This window comes from Mycobacterium sp. NGS50 (genome assembly GCF_059812545.1).
Map to the genome: position 1 here is coordinate 105,043 of NZ_JCALCW010000010.1, position 18,419 is coordinate 123,461.

Below are 18,419 nucleotides of genomic sequence, written 5' to 3' on the forward strand. Positions count from 1 at the left end.
TCAGGTCTGTATGTTTTGTTGCGAGTTCGGCGGCCGGAAGAGGAGTGCCATGGTCAACAAGGTTTACGTCATCGGTGTCGGCATGACGAAGTTCGAGAAGCCGGGGCGACGGAGCAACGCCGACGGGTCGGCGTGGGACTACCCCGATATGGCACGGGAATCCGGAACCAAAGCGCTGGCCGACGCCGGCATCGACTACACCGCCATCGAACAGGGCTATGTCGGCTACGTCTACGGCGAGTCGACCTCGGGGCAGCGGGCGGTCTACGAACTGGGGTTGACGGGCATCCCGATCGTCAACGTCAACAACAACTGCTCGACCGGGTCGACGGCGCTATTCCTTGCCGCCCAGGCGATCCGGGGCGGGTTGGCCGACTGCACGCTGGCGCTGGGCTTCGAGAAGATGAAGCCGGGCTCGCTGGAGGCCTCCTACGACGATCGCGCCCAGCCGATGGAGAAACACATCCTCGCGCTGGCCGAGATCTCCGAAGTGCTCTTCCCCCCGGCGCCCTGGATGTTCGGCGCCGCTGGTCGTGAACACATCAAAAAATACGGTTCCACCGCCGAACATTTCGCCAAGATCGGATACAAGAACCACAAGCATTCGGTGAACAATCCGTATGCGCAGTTCCAGGACGAGTACAGCCTGGAGGACATCCTGGCGTCGCGGATGATCTATGACCCGCTGACCAAGCTGCAGTGCTCACCCACCTCGGACGGTTCGGGTGCGGCGATCCTGGCCAGTGAGGCGTTCGTCGACAAGCACGGGCTGGCCGGTCAGGCGGTCGAGATCGTCGGGCAGGCGATGACCACCGACTTCAAGTCCACCTTCGACGGCACCTGCAAGAGCCTGATCGGCTACGACATGAATGTGCAAGCCGCCCAACGCGTGTACGACCAGTCCGGACTGGGGCCGCAGGACTTCCAGGTGATCGAGTTGCACGACTGCTTTTCGGCGAACGAACTGCTGCTCTACGAAGCGTTGGGGCTGTGCGAGGAAGGGGAGGCGCCGAGGCTGATCGATGACGGTGATACCACCTACGGGGGGCGTTGGGTGGTCAACCCGTCCGGCGGGCTGATCTCCAAGGGGCATCCGCTGGGTGCCACCGGTTTGGCGCAGTGCTCGGAGCTGACCTGGCAGCTGCGCGGCGCCGCCGACAAGCGACAGGTCGACGGCGTCACCGCGGCGCTGCAGCACAACATCGGACTCGGCGGCGCCGCCGTCGTGACGGCATACCAGCGCGCCGAGCGCTGAACTACACCGAAGGAGAAACGATGGGACACATCGAAGCGACCAAGCAGTTGTCGGTCAGCCCGGAGGCGTTGTGGAATACCGTGTCCGATCTGTCCAGCTGGGACAAGTGGTTCACCATCCACGAGAAGTGGCTGCAGGAGCCGCCGGCCACACTGACGCCCGGTGCGACGCTGACCGCCAAGATCGTCATGCTCGGGATGGCCAACAAGATCGAATGGAAAATCGACAAGGTCGTTGACGAACCCGGGTCCGCACTGAGCTTGACCATGTCCGGGACCGGGATGGCCGGGGTGAAATGCCAATTCGAGTTCTCGGTGACACCATCCGGCGAGGGGTCGCAGTTCAGTGTCGCCGGCGATTTCGAGGGCGCGCTGATCAAGGGGGCGTTGGGCAAGGCGGTCGAGAAGGATGGCGCCAAGCAACTCGACAAGACCCTCGCCCAGCTCGAGTCGCTGGCGTCAGCGGCGGCCTGAAATGGCAGACGATCTGGAATTCGATGATGCCGGACTCAACAAATGGACGGACGAGGACCGCTTCGAGGTGACCCGGGAGCGGATCGCGGAGTACGCGGAGGCGACCAACGATCCGATCGCCGCGCACCGAACCGGCGAGCTCGCCCCGCCCGTGTTCGCGATCGTCCCGGTGTTCGAGTCGTTGCTCACCCCCACCGTCGAGGTTGCGCCCGTCGAGCTGATCCCCCGGGTGGTTCACGGTGAACAGGACTTCCATTTTCATCGGCCGATCCGTCCCGGCGACCGCCTGCTGTCGCGCGGCAAGATGATCGGGTACGAGGGCCTGGAGAAGGGCACCCGCGCCGCTGTCTATCTCGAATGCCGCACCGAGGACGGCGAACTCGTCAACGAGCAGTATGTGACGTGCTTCTTCCGTGGGCACAACGCAGGCAAGCGGGTGGGCGAACTGAGTCCCGGGCACAAATTCGATGACGCGCTGCGTGCCCAGGCTCCGGTGGCCAAGGTTCTTCAGCATGTGGACCATGACCAGACGTTTCGCTACGGACCCGCCGCGGGGGATCCGATGCCGATCCACCTCGACGAGGAGGTCGCCAAAGACGCGGGACTGCCGGGCATCATCGCGCACGGCCTGTGCACCATGGCGTTCACCTCCTGGGCGGTGCTGACCGAGGTGGCCGGGTCGGACGTGAGTCGTCTGCGCCGACTGGCGGTGCGGTTCTCCAAGATGGTGCTGCCCGGCGACGACCTGGAAACGCGGATCTGGACCCGCGGCCGGGGCGACGGCACGACGACGTACGCGTTCGAGACCGCACGAACCGGCACCGACGAAATGGCCATCACCGACGGCTTGGCCGTCATCGCCGACTGAAGATAACGAGGAGTCACACATGGGTGTACTGGAAGGCCGGGTGGCGATCATCACCGGCGCCGGACGGGGAATCGGGCGCGAACACGCCCTGCTGTTCGCCGCCGAAGGCGCCGCCGTCGTGGTCAACGACCTGGGTGGAAGCAACGCCGGGGAGGGCGCCGACACCGGCCCGGCTCATCAGGTCGTCGAGGAGATCGTCGCGGCCGGCGGGCGCGCGGTGGCCAACACCGACAGCGTCTCCGACTGGGCGGCGGCGAAAAACCTTGTCCAGCAGGCCATCGACGAGTTCGGTCGACTCGATGTGCTGGTCAACAACGCCGGGATCCTGCGTGACGCGTTCATCGCGGGCATGGACGAGTCGCAATGGGATGCGGTGTTGGCAGTGCACCTCAAAGGGCACTTCGCGATGCTGCGGCACGCCGCCGAGTACTGGAAGAACCAGTCCAAGGCCGGCGACCAACCCAACGCCGCGGTGGTCAACACCGCCAGCGGTTCCGGGGTGACGCTGCCCAACGCGGGACAGGCCAACTACGGTGCGGCCAAGGCCGGCATCGCCGCGCTGACGCTGATCGCGGCCGAGGAACTCGACCGCTACGGGGTGCGGGTCAACGCGATCGCCCCGATCGCCCGCACCCGGCTCACCCTGGCCACGCCGGGCATGGGCGCACTGATGGCCGAACCGGGGGACGGCGAACTCGACTTGTTCAGCCCGGCCAACATCTCGCCGCTGGTGGCCTACCTGGCAACGGAGAAATGCCCGGTCACCGGCACGGTGTACGCGGTGCAGGGCGGTGCCATCTCGCGGCTGTCGGGCTGGCACGACACCGAAACCATCGAGACCGACGGTTGCTGGCAGATCGACGACATCGCGGCACGGCTGCCGCACTGAGCCGGGGAGAACACCATGTTTGAGTGGTCCGACACCGATGTGATCATGCGCGATACGGTGCGCGGGTTCATCGACGCCGAGATCCGTCCGTATCTCGACGCGCTGGAAAGCGGTGAGCTTGCGCCGTATCCGATCGCGCGCAAACTGTTCAGCGAATTCGGCTTGGACGTGGTGGCCGGCGAAGCGGTCAAGACCATGCTGGACAAACAACGCGCCAAAGCCGAATCCGGCGAGACCGAATCCCGTGGCGAATCGCAGGGCGGATTGGGCGACTTGGGCGGCCAGCTGTCTATGGCAGCGGTGATGGTGTCGGAGTTGTCCGGGGTCAGCATCGGCCTGCTCAGCACGATCGGCGTCAGCCTGGGTTTGGGCGCCGCCACGATCCTGAGCCGCGGCACCCTGGCACAGAAGGAGCGCTGGCTGCCGGAGCTGATGACCCTGGAAAAGATCGCGGCCTGGGCGATCACCGAACCCGACGCCGGCTCGGATGCGTTCGGCGGCATGAAGACCTACGTGCGACGAGACGGGTCCGACTACATCCGCAACGGGCAGAAGACCTTTATCACCAACGGTCCCTACGCCGATGTACTGATCGTCTACGCCAAGCTGGCTGAGGGGACTGCCGGTTCGTCGGATCCGCGTAATCGGCCGGTGTTGACCTTCGTGCTCGATGCCGGGATGCCGGGGCTCACGCAGGGCAAACCGTTCAAGAAGATGGGCATGATGTCCTCGCCCACCGGCGAGCTGTTCTTCGACAATGTGCGGCTGACCCCGGATCGGCTACTCGGTGAGACCGAACAGCACACCAGCGGCGACGGAAGGGAAAGCGCGCGGGCCAACTTCGTGGCCGAACGCGCCGGCGTGGCACTGATGTCACTGGGCATCATCAACGAATGCCACCGGCTGTGCGTCGACTACGCCAAGAACCGCACGCTGTGGGGCCAGAACATCGGCCAGTTCCAGTTGATTCAGCTGAAATTGGCCAAGATGGAAGTCGCCCGGATCAACGTGCAGAACATGGTGTTTCAGACGCTGGAGAAGGTGCAGGCGGGAAAGATTCCATCGCTGGCCGAGGCGTCGGCGATGAAGCTGTACTCCTCGGAGGCCGCCACCGATGTCGCGATGGACGCCGTGCAGCTGTTCGGCGGCAACGGTTACATGGCCGAATATCGGGTGGAGCAACTGGCCCGCGATGCCAAGTCGCTGATGATCTACGCGGGCAGCAACGAAGTTCAGATCACCCACATCGCCAAGGGCCTGCTGGGCTGAGTCGGCGATGATCACCGAGACCCGGGCGAGTTACCACGGCTTCGGTACCCGGACGCTGACGGTGCCCGGCACCGGGACGCCGGTGGTGCTCCTACATGGATTCGCCGACAGCGCCGAGACCTGGCGGGGCGTGCTCACCCGGTTGGCCGCGGCCGGGCGCCGCGCGGTCGCGGTCGACCTGCCCGGTTTCGGGCTGGCCGCGCCACGGCGGCCCGGGCCGATGGTGGCCCAATTCGACGCGTTCGTCGACGCCATCCTGGCCGAACTCGGCCCGGCTGTGCTGGTGGGGAATTCGCTGGGCGCCGCCACCGCGGTGCGCGCCGCTGCCCGCCATGGCGAATGGGTGGCCGGCCTTGTCGCCATGGATGATCCGATGAACGCGCAGCAGTTGGTGGCCCGGCTGTCCCGCCGATACGCGGTACCGGACGGGCTGTGGTGGGCGTTGGGTCGTATCCCGGTGCCGCCGAAGGTGTTGCGGCGCGCGGCCCGGCGAGTGGTGCCGAGGATGATCTACGGGCCCGGAGTTCTCCCTGATCCTGAGGTCGTCGCGTATTGGGCCGGGACCGCGTCGCGGTTTGCCGACCTCGTCGAGTTGGGCCGCTACGGACTCCAGTACGCCCGCGAAACCGCCGATGGTCACGACGGGCTGCGCGTCGACTGCCCGACCGTGATCGTGCACGGCGGGCTGGACCGGGTCATCCCGGTGGAGTCGAGTCGCATGCTGCATCAGCAGCTTCGGGGGAGCGAACTGGTGGTGTTGCCGCGGTCCGGGCACTGCCCGCAGCTGGACAACCCCGACGAGGTGACCCGCATCATCTTGCGGCTGACGATGGGCGACGATGCGGGGGTGGGGTAATGCGGTTGACGGCGGCGTGGGTGCTGAGCAGGCGCGGCATGAGCGACCCGCTGCGCCCGGCGCCGATGTCCGCAAGTGTCAAATGCGCGTCTGATTCGTGCATTCCGATCCGTAGCCGGCGGTCGTAGCGTCGTGGGCATGAGAACGCCACGGGCGGAACGACTTGCCGGAAAGACGGTGCTGATCACCGGCGGGGCGCAGGGCATCGGCGCCCAGATCGCGCGTCAGCTTGTCGAGAACGGTGCTCGCGTTGCGCTATTGGATCGAGACACCGAGAGTGCGCAGCGATTGGTGGTCGAACTCGGCGATGCCGCAGCCGCGTTCGATGCCGACGTCACCTCGGCGGAGTCGATGACGGTGGCCTGCGCGGCGGCGGCCGAGTACTTCGGCGGGGTGGACGTCGTGGTGGCCAACGCCGGGATCGCCGGGCCCGCCGCCACCGTGGCCGCCGTCGATCCGGGGGAGTGGCGGCGCGTCATCGACGTCAACCTCGTCGGTGTCTTCCACACCGCCGCCGCGACGCTGCCCTACCTACGGCAACGCCGGGGATACCTCCTGGCGGTCGCATCGATCGGCGCCGTCATCGCGGGACCGACCGTCAGCGGGTATATGGCCGCCAAGGCCGGGGTGGAATCGCTGGTGCGGTCGCTGCGCGTCGAATTGGGCGGCAGCGGAGTCAGTGTCGGAATCGCCTACTTCGGCCTGGTCAACACCGGGCTGGCGCAAGACATGCTGGCGCGCTCCGGTCTGGGCGTCGTGATGGCCACCCTGCCCCCGGCGGTAGGCAAGCCCATCCCGGTGGAGTCGGCGGCCACGGCGATCACCTCCGGGATCGCGCGCCGCGCGCGCCGCGTCTGCGCGCCGAGCTGGGTTCCACTGTTGGTGGACTTGCGGACACCGCTGGCCCTGGGGGATCGGTTGTTCGCCGTCTGGCCGAAGATGCGCGACGCGGTGGCCGACGCCGATACGGGGGTGTCGGCGTGACGCGGCGGCAACCGTCTGTCGGGATCGTCGGGGCCGGCATGTCGGGACTGTGCCAGGCGATCATGCTGCGCCGGGCCGGCATCACCGACATCACCGTCTACGAGAAGTCACATGACGTCGGCGGAACCTGGCGTGACAACATCTATCCGGGGCTGTCCTGTGATGTGCCGTCGCGGTTCCACCAATTCACCTTCGCGACCAAGCCGGACTGGACCAGGTTCTTCTCGCCGGGACATGAGATTCTTGACTACTTCCGCTGGGCGACAGACGAATACGGCTTGCGGGAGGTGATCCGCTTCGGGGTCGAGGTCACCGATGCCCGATTCGACGGCCGGCGTTGGCGCCTCACCACCGGCGCCGGGGAGACGGTGTCGCACGACTTCTTCATCTCCGCGGCCGGTGTGCTGCGGGAGCCGCGGATGCCGGATATCGAGGGACTGGCCGACTTCCGTGGCCCGGTCATGCACTCAGCGCGCTGGGACCACACCGCGGACATGGCCGGGAAACGGGTTGCGGTCATCGGCACCGGATCCACCGGCGTGCAGATCATCTGCGGGCTCGCCGGCTCCGCCGGCAGGCTGGAGCTGTTTCAGCGCAGCGCCCAGTGGATTCTGCCACTGCCCAATCCCGGCTATCGCAGGTGGACGGGGCCGCTGCACCGCAGTATCCCGATGCTGGATTCGCTGGCCTACCACGGATACGACCGGGCGTTCGAGTTCTTCGCTCGAGCCCTGGTGCGTCCGGGCTGGCGGCGCACCATGCTGTCCAAAGCGTGCCGGGCCAACCTCGCCACCGTGCGCAACCGGGATCTGCGGCGGCGCCTCACCCCCGACTACCAGCCGATGTGTCGGCGGCTGGTCATTTCGGCCGGCTTCTACCGGGCCATGCAACGGCCCAACGTGCACCTTGTCGATGCCGGAATCGACCACGTCGAGGCCCGCGGCATCGTCACCGCCGACGGCACGCTGCACGAACTCGACGCGATCGTGTTGGCCACCGGATTCGACGCCCACGCCTTCATGCGGCCGATGACGATGGTCGGCCGCGGCGGGCTCACCCTGGATCAGCTGTGGCATGCCGGGCCCAAAGCCCACCTCGGGGTGGCGCTGCCCGGCTTCCCGAACTTCTTCATGCTGATCGGGCCGCACAGCCCGGTCGGCAACTACTCGCTGACCGCGATCGCCGAGGCGCAGGCCGGGCACATCCTGCGCTGGGTCCAGCGTTGGTGCGACGGAGAGTTCGACGCCGTCGCGCCCACTCCGGCCGCCACCGACGAATTCAATCGGAGTATGCGGGAAGCCATGCCGGGCACCGTCTGGGCAACCGGCTGCACCAGTTGGTATCTGGGTGCCGACGGCCTGCCCGAGCTGTGGCCGTGGACGCCCAACAGATATCGGCAACGCCTCGCCGCGGTGCCGCATCCCCATGATTACGACATCGACGTGCCTGTGACGCCGGCGCCGTCGCAGGTTTCCAGCCGAGGAGGGGCTTGATGAAGTCAGGGTTGACCGGTCGGGTTGTCGCCATCACGGGCGGTGCCCGGGGGATCGGTCGGGCCACCGCGATCGCGTTCGCGGCGGCCGGGGCCAAGGTCGCCGTCGGCGACCTCGACGTCGACCTCGCCAAGCGAGCGGCCGCTGACATCGCCGGCGAAGTGCTGGCGCTGCCGCTTGATGTCACGTCGCGGCAGTCGTTTTTGACATTCCTCGACGACACCGAGCACGCGCTGGGGCCGTTGGACATCCTGGTGAACAACGCGGGCGTGATGCTCACCGGTGAATTCCTTCGCGAGTCGCGGGCGACCGAGGACAAGATGATCGACATCAACCTGCGCGGGGTGATCCTGGGCTGCAAGCTGGCCGCTGAACGTTTCGCCGGACGTGGTGGTGGAACCGTCATCAACATCGCGTCGATGGCGGGCGTCGCCGGGTTCCCCGGCGTGGCGACCTACTGTGCCACCAAGTTCGGTGTGGTCGGCCTGACGTACGCGCTGCGGGAAGAGTTGCGCCCCCGCGGGATCGCGGTTTGCGCGATTCTGCCCGGGATCGTGCACACCGAACTGTCCGCCGGGGTACAGCTTCTCGATGCCGTGGAGCATTTCGTGTCGGTGGACCCCGAGGACATCGCCAAGGCCGTGGTCGCCGCCGCACAGCACCGGCGGGCAATGTCGTATGTGCCGAGCCGGATGCGTTGGGTGTTGCGGACGGCCCAGATGTTGCCGGAACGTCCGCGTCGGTTCTTGGCCCGGGTTACCCGCACCGAACAGGTCTACCTCGCCGTCGACCAGGCCACCCGTGACGCCTACCACGCCAGAGCGGGCGCTGACGGCTGAGGGGTCAGGTGTAGAGCTGCTCGAATTGCTTGATCGAGCGCTCGATGTCGCCCTTGACCGCGCGGGCGGCGGTGGCCCCGATCGGGCCGAACAGGGGCCGGCCACCCATGTCGATGCGCACCGTGAAGATGCAGCCCGCGTCGGCCGGTGCGACGGTCAACTTCAGCGCGTACTTGGTGCCGCCGACGCCGTCACCGCTGATGTCCAGCAGCCTCGGTGCATCGATCCCGCGGATGGTCCAGGTGACCCGGTTGCGCAGCCCCTTGGCGCCGGCCACCCCGACCAGCGTGGTGCCGACAGCGAGCTCGTCGGGCAGCTCCGAGCGCCACCCTTGATGCATCGACAGCCAGTCGCCCAGCTCGGCCAGATTCGAGGCGTGCGCCCACGCCTGCTCGGCAGGCAGCGACAATTCGCGGGACAGTTCGAGTTTGGCCATCACTAGATCCTAGGCGCGCGTCGTTGGCAGCAGCATCCACGCCTGCCGTGGCATCGACGGCGGCGAGATCGCCTGTCGGCCATCTCTGATGACGACGCTGTAGCACGGCGTGCGAGGTATCGTCCCGCTATGGGGACGAAGGCCGAACGTCGGGCCGCGCGCGAACGCGTCGCTGCCTATCATCGGGAGCAGCTGGAGAAGCTCTTTGAACACGTCGCTGCCGCAGTCGATCGCTATCGCGCAAGCGAGGTCGACGTCTACGACGTCGACGAGACCATTCACCGTTATCACCGGGCGGCCCGCGAGCTGTGGAAGTTCTGCTGGTCGGCCGGCAGTGGGGCGCACGTCGAGATCACCGCGCACACGCTGGACCGGATGGCCGCCGACGCCGAGACCATCGACTGGTGGGAGGAGATGACGTCGGACCGGCGGGGCTGACGTCCGTCCTTGTCGCGACACCGACGTGAGCGCGACGCGTCCCGAGATACTGCTCCTCGACGTCGATTTCGACGCACCGCTCTGCAGGCCTACACTACCCAGTTCGCCTGGGCCGCCGGGCTACCCAGCACACTCACCACTCCCGCCACTGCGCCGAGATTGCAGCCAGGTACAGGTTCACTCGCACTTTCTGTACCACGATGCAACCTCGCGGGGGTAGCGCTGAGCAGCGGGCGTTACACCACCCAGATCGCCTGGGCTGCCGGGCTACCGAGATCGACTGTGCTGGCCGGATCGCCGGCGCCCTCGGCCGCGTTGATCCCGACCGAGATCATGCCGGCGAATTCCCGGCGTGTCAGCACGGTCAGCCGCGAGTCCAGGCTGATCCCAACGCTGTCGAAGTACCGCAGCATCTCGGGGTCGGCGTCGGAGATGCGGGCCACCGTCCCGGTATCGCCGTCATGGCAGTCCCACAACTGCCGCGCCGGCGGTGTGGGCACCTGTCCGTCAGCGGCCGGGATGGGGTCGCCGTGCGGGTCGCGCTGCGGGAATCCGAGTTTGGCGTCGATGCGCGCCACCAACCGTTCCGATACCGCGTGCTCCAGGATCTCGGCCTCGTCGTGCACCTCGTCCCAGCTGTAGCCCAACTCGTTGACCAAGAAGGTCTCCAGCAACCGGTGCCGGCGAACCATCGCCAACGCGGCGCGCCGGCCCGCCTCGGTCAAGGCGACCGCGCCGTACTTGGCGTGGTCGACCAGGCCTTGATCGGCGAGCTTGCGGATGGATTCCGACGCGGTCGACGCCGAGACCCCGATCTTTTCGGCCAGCAGCTTGGTGCTGACTTTGTCCGGCGACCATTCCTGCGTCGTCCAGATGACCTTCAGATAGTCCTGAGCCACTGTGGACAGGTCACCGGGCTCGTCCTCAGGGGTCACAACTGGTAAGTGTATGCAATTAATCCGGCGTGGACAGGCGTACAGAGCCCACCCATGCCGCCGCAGAGCGGGATTGACCGTAGGCTTGCGGCTGTGCAGCGGTGGCGGGGACAGGATGAGATCCCCACGGATTGGGGCCGATGTGTGCTCACTATCGGCGTGTTCGACGGGGTACACCGCGGACATGCCGAACTGATCGCACGCGCGGTGGAGGCCGGTCGGGCGCGCGGTGTGCCGACGGTGCTGATGACGTTCGATCCGCACCCGATGGAGGTGGTGCGTCCCGGCAAGCACCCGGCGCAGCTGACCACGCTGACGCGTCGCGCCGAACTCGTCGAGGACGCCGGCGTCGATGTTTTCCTGGTGATGCCGTTCACCGCCAATTTCATGAAGCTGACACCGGACCGCTACGTCCAGGAGCTGCTGGTCGAGCGCCTGCATGTGGTGGAGATCGTGGTGGGGGAGAACTTCACGTTCGGAAAGAAGGCGCTCGGCAGCGTCGACACGCTGCGCCGCGCCGGCGAACAGTTCGGGTTCGCGGTGGAGTCGATGTCACTGGTCGCTGAACACCACAACGCCGAAACCGTCACCTTCTCCTCCACCTATATCCGCGCGTGCGTGGACGCCGGTGACGTGGTCGCGGCGGCCGAAGCGCTGGGCCGTCCGCACCGGGTCGAGGGGGTCGTGGTGCGCGGCGACGGCCGGGGCCGGACGCTGGGCTTCCCCACCGCCAACGTGGCGCCGCCGATGCACTCGGCCATCCCCGCCGACGGCGTGTACGCCGCCTGGTTCACCGTGCTCGGGCACGGCCCGGTGACCGGCAGCGTCGTACCCGGGGAGCGGTATCAGGCCGCCGTGTCGGTGGGCACCAACCCGACCTTCTCCGGCCGCACCCGCACCGTCGAGGCCTTCGTACTCGACAGCACCGCTGACCTGTACGGGCAGCACGTGGCGGTCGACTTCGTCGCCCGCATCCGCGGGCAGGAAAAATTCGAATCGGTGCGTGACCTGGTCACCGCCATGGACGGCGACACCGACCAGGCGCGCACGCTGCTGGCCGGCGGCGACCACTGCTGAATTTCAGCCGGGGCCGCGCCCGCTGCTAAACTTCCCGCCGACACGGCGCGTGCTGCAGTTCGCGGTGGCCGCGGCCGGATTCTGATCGCGGACCGACTGATGGAGATGTTTTCGTGGCGCTGACGACCGAGCAGAAAAAAGAGATCCTGACCGCCTACGGTCTGCATGAGACCGACACCGGCTCGCCCGAGGCGCAGGTCGCTATGCTGACCAAGCGGATCTCCGACCTGACCGAGCACCTCAAGGTGCACAAGCACGACCACCACTCGCGGCGCGGCTTGCTGCTGCTGGTGGGTCGGCGCCGCCGACTGCTCAAGTACGTCGCCCAGGTCGATGTGGAGCGCTACCGCTCGCTCATCGAGCGCCTGGGCCTGCGTCGCTGACGCGGTGTCCTTGCCGCCATGGGCGGCAGGCTGCGGTCCGCAGGGGTCCTGACCTGCGGACCGTGTAGAGTGAGGTCGTTCCGGGCCGGGAAGGTCCGGGCATCGGTGCGGTTCGCGCGTTCCGTGCGTACCGCTCCAGCGTGCAACGACACGACCCCGTACGACCAGTCCTGCATCGGGCGGTCTTCGGTAGTGGCTGCCGGACATCCGGACACCTCAGTGAATCCGGGTCCGACAGCTTCGATCGATGGCCGTAGCCGTAGCCAGGCTGAGCGTCTGGGGTTGTGCGTGGCGCACGCGAAACAGCTGAATACCCAGAGAGGCTGTGCGGACGTCCATGTCTGTAGCTGAAATTGACGAAGGCGTGTTCGAGGCAACCGCCACCATCGACAACGGGAGCTTCGGCACCCGCACCATCCGTTTCGAGACCGGTCGGCTGGCCCAGCAGGCCGCTGGTTCCGTGGTCGCCTACCTCGACGACGAGACCATGCTGCTCTCGGCGACCACCGCCAGCAAGGCACCCAAGGAGCACTTCGACTTCTTCCCGCTGACCGTCGACGTCGAGGAGCGGATGTACGCCGCGGGCCGCATCCCCGGCTCGTTCTTCCGGCGTGAGGGCCGGCCGTCGACCGACGCCATCCTCACCTGTCGGCTCACCGACCGCCCGCTGCGCCCGTCGTTCGTCGACGGCCTGCGCAACGAGGTCCAGGTCGTGGTGACGGTGATGAGCCTGAACCCCAATGACCTGTACGACGTGGTCGCGATCAACGCCGCATCGGCGTCCACCCAGCTCGCCGGGCTGCCGTTCTCCGGCCCGGTCGGCGCGGCGCGGGTAGCGCTGATCGACGGCACCTGGGTGGCGTTCCCGACAGTGGAGCAGCTGGAGCGCGCTGTGTTCGACATGGTGCTGGCCGGTCGCACCCTGGAGGATGGTGACGTCGCGATCATGATGGTCGAGGCGGAGGCCACCGACAACGTCATCGCACTCATCGAGGGCGGTGCGCAGGCACCGACCGAGGCCGTGGTGGCCGAGGGACTGGAGGCGGCCAAGCCGTTCATCGCCGCACTGTGCAAGGCCCAGCAGGAACTGGCCGACGCAGCTGCCAAGCCGACCGCCGACTACCCCGTCTTCCCCGCCTACGGCGAGGACGTCTACTACTCGGTCGCTTCGGTTGCCACCGACGAGCTGGCCAAGGCGCTGACCATCGCGGGCAAGGCCGAGCGCGACACCCGCACCGAGGAGATCAAGGCCGAGGTCGTCCAGCGACTGGCCGAAACCTACGAGGGCCGGGAGAAGGAGATCTCCGCGGCCTACCGCAGCCTGACCAAGAAGTTGGTGCGCCAGCGCATCCTGACCGACCACTTCCGGATCGACGGACGCGGGATCACCGACATCCGGGCGCTGTCGGCCGAGGTCGCCGTGGTGCCCCGCGCGCACGGCAGCGCGCTGTTCGAGCGCGGCGAGACCCAGATCCTGGGCGTGACCACGCTGGACATGGTCAAGATGGCCCAGCAGATCGACTCCCTGGGGCCGGAAACCTCCAAGCGCTACATGCACCACTACAACTTCCCGCCGTATTCGACCGGTGAGACCGGCCGGGTCGGCTCGCCCAAGCGGCGCGAGATCGGGCACGGCGCGCTGGCCGAGCGGGCATTGATGCCGGTGCTGCCCAGCGTGGAGGAGTTCCCCTACGCCATCCGTCAGGTATCGGAAGCCCTGGGCTCCAACGGATCCACCTCGATGGGTTCGGTCTGTGCGTCGACGCTGGCGCTGCTCAACGCCGGGGTGCCGCTGAAGGCCCCGGTCGCCGGCATCGCGATGGGCCTGGTCTCCGACGATGTCGAGGTGGACGGTAAGACCGAGCGCCGGTTCGTGGCGTTGACCGACATCCTGGGTGCCGAGGACGCATTCGGCGACATGGACTTCAAGGTCGCCGGCACCAAGGACTTCGTCACCGCGCTGCAGTTGGACACCAAGCTCGACGGGATCCCGTCGCAGGTGCTGGCCGGTGCGCTGTCGCAGGCCAAGGACGCGCGTCTGACCATCCTCGAGGTGATGGCCGAGGCCATCGACGCCCCCGACGAGATGAGCCCGTACGCGCCGCGGGTCACCACGATCAAGGTGCCGGTGGACAAGATCGGTGAGGTGATCGGGCCCAAGGGCAAGATGATCAACTCGATCACCGAGGAGACCGGCGCGCAGATCTCGATCGAGGACGACGGCACCGTGTTCGTCGGCGCCACCGACGGACCGTCGGCGCAGGCGGCGATCGACAAGATCAACGCCATCGCCAACCCGCAGCTGCCCAAGATCGGCGAACGGTTCCTGGGCACCGTGGTCAAGACCACCGACTTCGGCGCATTCGTGTCGCTGCTGCCGGGCCGCGACGGGCTGGTGCACATCTCCAAGCTCGGCAGGGGCAAGCGGATCGCCAAGGTCGAAGACGTGGTCAAGGTCGGCGACAAGCTGCGGGTCGAGATCGCCGACATCGACAACCGCGGCAAGATCTCGCTGGTTCCGGTGGCTGACGACGGGGCTGCGGACTCCGAATCTGCGCCGCAGGCAGAAGGGGCCGCACCGGCCGATGCCGCGACCGCCGACAGCTAGTCCTCGGGCACGGGGAGCGCTGCGGCGCTCAACCCTGCCCGGGGGGTTGCGGGTGGTGACCGAACACCTCCCCGGCGTGCGTTCCGCGTCGGTGGGGGTGTGGGTCGGGGTCGGCTCGCGCGACGAGGGGGCCTCGGTTGCCGGGGCCGCCCACTTCCTGGAGCATCTGCTGTTCAAGGCCACCCCGACCCGCACGGCCGTGCAGATCGCCCAGCAGATGGACGCTGTCGGTGGTGAACTGAACGCGTTCACCACCAAGGAGCACACCTGCTACTACGCGCACGTGCTCGACAGCGACCTGGAGCTGGCCGTCGACCTGGTCGCCGACGTGGTGCTCAACGGCTGCTGTGCCGCTGACGACGTCGAACTGGAGCGCGACGTCGTCCTCGAGGAGATCGCCATGCGCGACGACGACCCCGAGGACGCGCTCGGCGACGTGTTTCTGACCGCCTTGTTCGGGGATCACCCGATCGGGCGTCCGGTGATCGGCAACGTGGACTCTGTCACGGAAATGACCCGGGCCCAGCTGCATTCGTTTCACAAGCGGCGCTACACCCCGGAGCGCATGGTGGTCGCGGTGGCCGGCAACATCGATCACGACGCGACGGTGGCGTTGGTGCGTGAGCGTTTCGCACCACGGCTGATCCGGGGGCGTAAGGCAGCCGGGGTGCGCAAGGGTGCCGCCCGGGTACCCGGTCGCCCGGCGCTGGCCCTGGTGAAGCGCGACGCCGAGCAGACCCACCTGTCGCTGGGCGTACGCACCCCGGGACGGTACTGGCCGCAGCGCCGCGCGCTGGCGGTGCTCAACACCGCTCTCGGCGGCGGGCTGAGTTCCCGGTTGTTCCAACAGGTCCGCGAATCCCGGGGCCTGGCGTACTCGGTGTATTCGACGGTGGACACCTTCGCCGACACCGGGGCTCTGTCGGTGTACGCGGCGTGCCTGCCGGAGCGGTTCACCGACGTCGCGGCGGTGATCACGCAGGAGTTGGAATCGGTAGCCCGCGACGGCATCACCGAAGCCGAGTGCCGGATCGCCAAAGGATCGCTGCGCGGCGGACTGGTGCTGGGGTTGGAGGATTCGGCGTCGCGGATGCACCGCTTGGGCCGCAACGAACTGAACCGAGGCGAACAGCATACGATTGCCCGCACCCTGCGCGAACTGGATGCGGTCACCGTCGACGAGGTCAATGCGGTGGCGCGGACGCTGTTGCGCAATCCTTTCGGCGTCGCCGTGCTCGGTCCTTATCGCTCGAAAGGAGCGCTTCCCCGACCGCTGCGAACCATGGCAGGCTGATCGTATGGTGCTGGGCTTCTGGGATCTGATGGTGCCCATCGTGGGCGCGCCGATGGCAGGTGGCCCGGGTACTCCCGCGCTGGCAGCGGCGGTAACCAATGCCGGCGGAATGGGATTCCTCGCCGGCGGGTACCTGAGCGCGGAACGCTTCGCCGACGATATCGCCGCGACACGACGGCTGACCACCGGGCCGATCGGGGCCAACGTGTTTGTGCCCCAACCCAGTGTCGCCGACTACACCCAACTCGACCACTACGCAGTGCAACTTGATGAACTCGCCGAGCATTACGAGGTGGAGGTGGGCCGGCCCACCTTCGGTGACGACGATGGCTGGGGAAGCAAACTCGAAGTGCTGGCCGACATGCGCCCCGAGGTGGTGTCGTTCACGTTCGGCGTCCCGCCACCAGACGTGATGCGCTGGTTCGGGGCGCTGGGCATGCTGCTGTTCGTCACGGTGACATCGCCCTATGAGGCCGGCGTGGCCATCGCCGCGGGTGCTGACGGCCTGGTGGTCCAAGGCCCCGGCGCCGGCGGTCATCGTGGCACGTTTGCGCCGGACATGCTGCCCGGCACCGATTCGCTGGACGATCTGATCGGCCGGATCGGCGCCGAGCACAAGGTTCCGCTGATCGCGGCGGGCGGTTTGAGTACCGTCGAGGACATCGACGGCATCGTGCGCAAAGGGGCGGTGGCCGCCCAGATCGGCACTGCGCTTCTGTTGACCGATGAGGCCGGTACCAACCAGACACACCGAACTGCGCTGCGAAATCCGCAGTTCGGTGCGACCGTCGTCACCCCGGCTTTTTCCGGCCGGTACGCGCGCGGTCTGGAGAACGAGTTCAGCCGGGTATACGGCGAGGTCGCGCCGCTAGGCTATCCCGAGGTCAACCAGATGACGGCACCGATCCGCAGGGCTGCGATCGCCGCGGATGACCCGAATGGGACGAATCTTTGGGCGGGAACAGGATTCGCGTCGGCGCAAACCGGCAAAGCGGTCGGCGTCATCACTGCCCTGGCGCCGGGCTAGTTCTTTTGCCGAGCAGACGCGAAAGTGCTCAAATTCGCACCTAGAAGGGAACTTTCGCGTCTGTTCGCCGGCCTAAATTAGGTCAGCAGCGGCGCTGGGTCGGTGAACTCCAACCCCAGGTCGGTGGCCACCTGCTCCGACAGCAGCGCCCCGTCGTGCATCGAGAGGCCCTTGGCCAGTGCGGGATCCGCCCGGCATGCCGCATGCCAACCCGCGTCGGCGAGGGCGAGTACATACGGCATGGTTGCGTTGGTCAAGGCGACCGTCGCCGTCTTGGGCACCGCCGCGGGCATGTTGGCCACGCAGTAGAACACCGTGTCGTGCACGGTGAACGTCGGGTCGTCGTGGGTGGTGGGCCGTGAGCCTTCAAAGCAGCCGCCCTGATCGATGGCGATATCCACCAGCACTGCCCCCGGCTTCATCTGTGCGACAAGAGCGTTGGGTACGACTTCGGGCGCCTTGGCGCCTGGCACCAGGACGGCGCCAATCACCAAGTCGGCTCGTTTGATCGCACCCTCGAGCTCGTAGGTCGAGGAGTAGCGGGTGCGGATACGGCCGGTGAACTCGCCGTCAAGCTCCCGCAGTCGGTTGATGTTGACGTCGAACACCGTGACGTGAGCGCCCATCCCGCCGGCCACCCGCGCGGCGTTGTAGCCTGCGGTACCGCCGCCGATCACCACCACATCCGCGGGTCCGACACCGGGCACACCGCCCATCAGCAAGCCCCGCCCGCCGTGGGTGCGCATGAGGTGGTAAGCGCCGACCTGGGCTGACAAGCGGCCGGCGATCTCGCTCATCGGGGCCAGCAGCGGCAGCGCGCCGTCGCGGGTCTGGACCGTTTCGTAGGCGATCGCGGTGGTGCCGGCGGCCAGCAGTGCCTGGGTCAACGACCGGGAGGCCGCCAGGTGCAGGAAGGTGAACAGCGTCTGGCCGCGGCGCATGTTGTCGTACTCAGCGGGAACCGGCTCCTTGACCTTCAGCAGCAGTTCGGCGTCCGCCCACACTTGATCGGCGGTGTCACACAGGTGGGCGCCGGCGGACTTCAAGTCGGCGTCGCCGATCGCCGAGCCGTCACCGGCGCCGGACTGGATCAGTACGTCGTGGCCGCGGCGAACCAGTTCGGCGACACCGGCCGGGGTGATGGCCACCCGGAACTCGTTGTTCTTGACCTCCGCCGGAATTCCGATGTACATGGCCGCTCCTTGGTCGCGGGGCTACTTCCATTGTGAGGAAACTTCGCCGCATCGCCACTCACATTCATCACAGCGTTATCCCGCGGACCGGCCATGGTTATG

Annotated in this window: 18 protein-coding genes; 15 read left to right on the forward strand and 3 right to left on the reverse strand. The window is 67.2% G+C overall.

Going from position 1 to position 18,419, the window contains the following annotated elements:
• The first annotated feature begins 49 nt into the window (after positions 1 to 49).
• The 9 genes from AC5Y36_RS09555 to AC5Y36_RS09595 all read left to right on the forward strand — a co-directional run bounded on the left by AC5Y36_RS09555 (position 50) and on the right by AC5Y36_RS09595 (position 8,926).
• On the forward strand, positions 50 to 1,255 hold the full coding sequence (locus AC5Y36_RS09555) for a lipid-transfer protein (RefSeq protein WP_500040639.1): 1,206 nt from the start codon (positions 50 to 52) through the stop codon (positions 1,253 to 1,255).
• Between the two features lie 20 nt (positions 1,256 to 1,275).
• On the forward strand, positions 1,276 to 1,728 hold the full coding sequence (locus AC5Y36_RS09560; protein WP_500040640.1) for a type II toxin-antitoxin system Rv0910 family toxin: 453 nt from the start codon (positions 1,276 to 1,278) through the stop codon (positions 1,726 to 1,728).
• Between the two features lies 1 nt (position 1,729).
• On the forward strand, positions 1,730 to 2,596 hold the full coding sequence (locus tag AC5Y36_RS09565) for a MaoC/PaaZ C-terminal domain-containing protein (RefSeq protein ID WP_500040641.1): 867 nt from the start codon (positions 1,730 to 1,732) through the stop codon (positions 2,594 to 2,596).
• Positions 2,597 to 2,615: 19 nt separating this feature from the next.
• On the forward strand, positions 2,616 to 3,485 hold the full coding sequence (locus tag AC5Y36_RS09570; protein WP_500040642.1) for an SDR family oxidoreductase: 870 nt from the start codon (positions 2,616 to 2,618) through the stop codon (positions 3,483 to 3,485).
• A gap of 15 nt (positions 3,486 to 3,500) precedes the next feature.
• Positions 3,501 to 4,754: an acyl-CoA dehydrogenase family protein gene (locus AC5Y36_RS09575; RefSeq protein WP_500040643.1), complete on the forward strand. Its 1,254-nt coding sequence runs from the start codon at positions 3,501 to 3,503 to the stop codon at positions 4,752 to 4,754.
• Between the two features lie 7 nt (positions 4,755 to 4,761).
• Positions 4,762 to 5,610, forward strand: a complete 849-nt coding sequence (locus tag AC5Y36_RS09580) for an alpha/beta fold hydrolase (RefSeq protein ID WP_500040644.1) — start codon at positions 4,762 to 4,764, stop codon at positions 5,608 to 5,610.
• 138 nt (positions 5,611 to 5,748) lie between these two features.
• Positions 5,749 to 6,594: a short-chain dehydrogenase/reductase gene (locus tag AC5Y36_RS09585; RefSeq protein WP_500040645.1), complete on the forward strand. Its 846-nt coding sequence runs from the start codon at positions 5,749 to 5,751 to the stop codon at positions 6,592 to 6,594.
• A complete protein-coding gene (locus AC5Y36_RS09590) occupies positions 6,591 to 8,087 on the forward strand; it encodes a flavin-containing monooxygenase (protein ID WP_500040646.1) in 1,497 nt (498 codons plus the stop codon). Before AC5Y36_RS09585 ends, AC5Y36_RS09590 begins: the two co-directional genes overlap by 4 nt.
• A complete protein-coding gene (locus AC5Y36_RS09595) occupies positions 8,087 to 8,926 on the forward strand; it encodes an SDR family oxidoreductase (RefSeq protein ID WP_500040648.1) in 840 nt (279 codons plus the stop codon). Before AC5Y36_RS09590 ends, AC5Y36_RS09595 begins: the two co-directional genes overlap by 1 nt.
• Positions 8,927 to 8,930: 4 nt before the next feature.
• Here AC5Y36_RS09595 and AC5Y36_RS09600 read toward each other — a convergent pair whose 3' ends face one another.
• Positions 8,931 to 9,362: a type II toxin-antitoxin system Rv0910 family toxin gene (locus tag AC5Y36_RS09600; protein WP_500040649.1), complete on the reverse strand. Its 432-nt coding sequence runs from the start codon at positions 9,360 to 9,362 to the stop codon at positions 8,931 to 8,933.
• A gap of 129 nt (positions 9,363 to 9,491) precedes the next feature.
• Between AC5Y36_RS09600 and AC5Y36_RS09605 the strand changes: the two genes are divergently transcribed.
• Positions 9,492 to 9,800, forward strand: coding sequence for a hypothetical protein (locus tag AC5Y36_RS09605; RefSeq protein ID WP_500040650.1), 309 nt, complete (start codon positions 9,492 to 9,494; stop codon positions 9,798 to 9,800).
• Positions 9,801 to 10,036: 236 nt separating this feature from the next.
• On the opposite strand, the gene mntR is transcribed toward AC5Y36_RS09605, so the two are convergent.
• Positions 10,037 to 10,735, reverse strand: a complete 699-nt coding sequence (mntR, locus tag AC5Y36_RS09610; protein ID WP_500040651.1) for a manganese-binding transcriptional regulator MntR — start codon at positions 10,733 to 10,735, stop codon at positions 10,037 to 10,039.
• Positions 10,736 to 10,828: 93 nt separating this feature from the next.
• On the opposite strand from mntR, the gene AC5Y36_RS09615 reads away from it, so the two are divergent.
• The 5 genes from AC5Y36_RS09615 to AC5Y36_RS09635 all read left to right on the forward strand — a co-directional run bounded on the left by AC5Y36_RS09615 (position 10,829) and on the right by AC5Y36_RS09635 (position 17,124).
• Positions 10,829 to 11,812, forward strand: coding sequence for a bifunctional riboflavin kinase/FAD synthetase (locus AC5Y36_RS09615; protein WP_500040652.1), 984 nt, complete (start codon positions 10,829 to 10,831; stop codon positions 11,810 to 11,812).
• Between the two features lie 113 nt (positions 11,813 to 11,925).
• Positions 11,926 to 12,195, forward strand: coding sequence for a 30S ribosomal protein S15 (gene rpsO, locus AC5Y36_RS09620; protein WP_500040653.1), 270 nt, complete (start codon positions 11,926 to 11,928; stop codon positions 12,193 to 12,195).
• 337 nt (positions 12,196 to 12,532) lie between these two features.
• Positions 12,533 to 14,803 (forward strand): polyribonucleotide nucleotidyltransferase, encoded by a 2,271-nt coding sequence (locus AC5Y36_RS09625; protein WP_500040654.1) that lies wholly within the window; start codon positions 12,533 to 12,535, stop codon positions 14,801 to 14,803.
• Positions 14,781 to 16,097 (forward strand): M16 family metallopeptidase, encoded by a 1,317-nt coding sequence (locus tag AC5Y36_RS09630; protein ID WP_500040655.1) that lies wholly within the window; start codon positions 14,781 to 14,783, stop codon positions 16,095 to 16,097. The genes AC5Y36_RS09625 and AC5Y36_RS09630 overlap by 23 nt, the downstream gene beginning before the upstream one ends.
• Before the next feature lie 4 nt (positions 16,098 to 16,101).
• Positions 16,102 to 17,124 carry a nitronate monooxygenase gene (locus AC5Y36_RS09635; RefSeq protein ID WP_500040656.1) on the forward strand — a complete coding sequence of 341 codons (1,023 nt, stop codon included), beginning with the start codon at positions 16,102 to 16,104 and terminating at the stop codon, positions 17,122 to 17,124.
• 77 nt (positions 17,125 to 17,201) lie between these two features.
• Here the strand turns inward: AC5Y36_RS09635 and ald are convergent, their stop codons facing one another.
• Complete coding sequence (gene ald / locus AC5Y36_RS09640) at positions 17,202 to 18,317, reverse strand: alanine dehydrogenase (RefSeq protein WP_500040657.1); 1,116 nt, start codon at positions 18,315 to 18,317, stop codon at positions 17,202 to 17,204.
• Positions 18,318 to 18,419: the final 102 nt, after the last annotated feature.